General features: G+C 32.6%; 1 protein-coding gene. It reads left to right on the plus strand.

Going from position 1 to position 1,155, the window contains the following annotated elements:
- The first annotated feature begins 439 nt into the window (after window positions 1–439).
- Window positions 440–949 (plus strand): MepB family protein, encoded by a 510-nt coding sequence (locus AB447_RS24235; RefSeq protein ID WP_057957789.1) that lies wholly within the window; start codon window positions 440–442, stop codon window positions 947–949.
- The last annotated feature ends 206 nt before the right edge of the window (window positions 950–1,155 follow it).

Here is a 1,155-nt window from a genome sequence, read left to right on the forward strand (position 1 = left end):
TTCATTAGGGGGCTAAATAGCCGAATATTTAAAGTCAAAGGGCTATAAACCAAAACTTAATGTTAATCACTATCGGGATCACTTTGGTGGCTCTATAACTCTTTGGTACAGACTCAGGAAATATTACATAGCTCTTAAACAGTTTGATAAGCCAGGAGACCGAGATCCGCTAAGTAGTAAAAATGGTTTTACACAATTAGGGATGGACTCTAAAGGTCAAGCTGAGAAAATAATGATTCAGTTAGTTGCTCATTTTAACGGATGGTATAGAACAACCAAGAAACCATATTCTGATGATGAAGAATGGATTAAATTAAGAGTCAAAAAAAGAAATAAAAATAATTCAGAATTGCTTGGCTTTACTTTTTGAAAGGGGTCGAGTAAGATGGATAAGAAAAAGGTTGCAATACAACGATAAATAAGGAGTACAAACAAAGCATTGAATGAATTTTATAAGGCGTTAACAAATGTAAATAAAGTTTTATATAAACCTAATCGCTTAACCCTAAATGCTATCCAGGAAGAAGCTCAAAATTCAGACTATGGGGCGGGTATGTTTCAATTAAATTCAAAATCGGTAAGATTTAGAGTTGCAAAAATAACACCTAACAAGATAGGACAGTTTGTTGCTTTTTGGGAAAAAGATGGAGATGGTAAAAACCAAGCCTTTTCATATGAAAAGGCAACTGATTTATTGGTTATCAACACTTTTACTAGAAATAATAATTTCGGACAATTTGTCTTTCCAAAAGAAGTTCTTGTAAAACAAAATATCCTTAAAACATCCGACACAAAAGGAAAAATGGCAATTCGAGTTTACCCTAGATGGGAGAATCCCACTAGCAAACAAGCTATTAAAACCCAAAATTGGCAGTTAGAATATTTTATAGAGATAAATAAAACAGATAGTTATCCAGTGGAAGAACTATTAAAGCTATATTCAAATTAAAATTAGAAAGTGAGACAGTTAAAAATAGATGGGGAGAGTGTAAATTTAACATCTATTAAGATAAAAGAATCCTTTTATTAAATGAGGAGCTAGGAGAGGGAATAATTGAACAGTGATTACGTTGAAGCTGCATTTGGATCATTAGATTTCATGGGGTTTGATAGTGAATTAGTTATGAAGGTGTACAACGGGTTAACCCCCTAATT

The organism is Bacillus glycinifermentans (assembly GCF_001042475.2).
Classification (GTDB): Bacteria; Bacillota; Bacilli; order Bacillales; family Bacillaceae; genus Bacillus; species Bacillus glycinifermentans.